This window comes from Psychrobacter namhaensis, from assembly GCF_016107545.1.
In the GTDB taxonomy this organism is placed as follows: Bacteria; Pseudomonadota; Gammaproteobacteria; order Pseudomonadales; family Moraxellaceae; genus Psychrobacter; species Psychrobacter namhaensis.
Window position 1 is genome coordinate 1 of sequence record NZ_JABASS010000043.1, and the last position, 487, is coordinate 487.

The 487-nt window shown below is 42.9% G+C and carries 1 pseudogene; it reads left to right on the forward strand.

Features of this window, described 5'->3' with window-relative positions:
* Positions 1-219 (forward strand): annotated as a pseudogene (locus JFC06_RS12235) (molybdopterin molybdenumtransferase MoeA); the annotation flags it as partial.
* Positions 220-487 lie beyond the last annotated feature (268 nt).

A 487-nucleotide genomic window follows, 5' to 3' on the forward strand; every position in this document is an offset into this window, starting at 1 on the left:
GACGTCAGAAAAATGGCCGGCCGCAAAGACTTTCAAAGAGGGGTTTTGTCACAAAGCAAGGCTGGTAGCCTACAAGTTGAAAGCTTTGCAAAGCAACAATCGCATCGAATCAAACAGCTTAGCCACGCCAATTGTTTTATCGTACTGGCTCAAGATATGGGCAATCTACCAGCGGGAGAAAAAGTTCTGGTTCAGCCCTTCCCTTGGTTTTTTAATTAGCCATCTTTTCAACCTCATTAACCTTAAGACAGCTCACAAATACTACTTTGGTAGTAGATTAAAGCTGCCTTAAGGTTAATGGTTATTTGCTTATATCTTGTCATAATAAGACGTAAATACAACGCCCCCACTCACAACTTGAGGCAACGCCTAAAAGCACACCATATACTTAATATTAATGGTAATCATCTATGAACCATCTTGCTCCCATCGTAGACAACGCCCAATGGTACTCGCCTACCTCCGCGTCCCCTATCATCGATGGGTA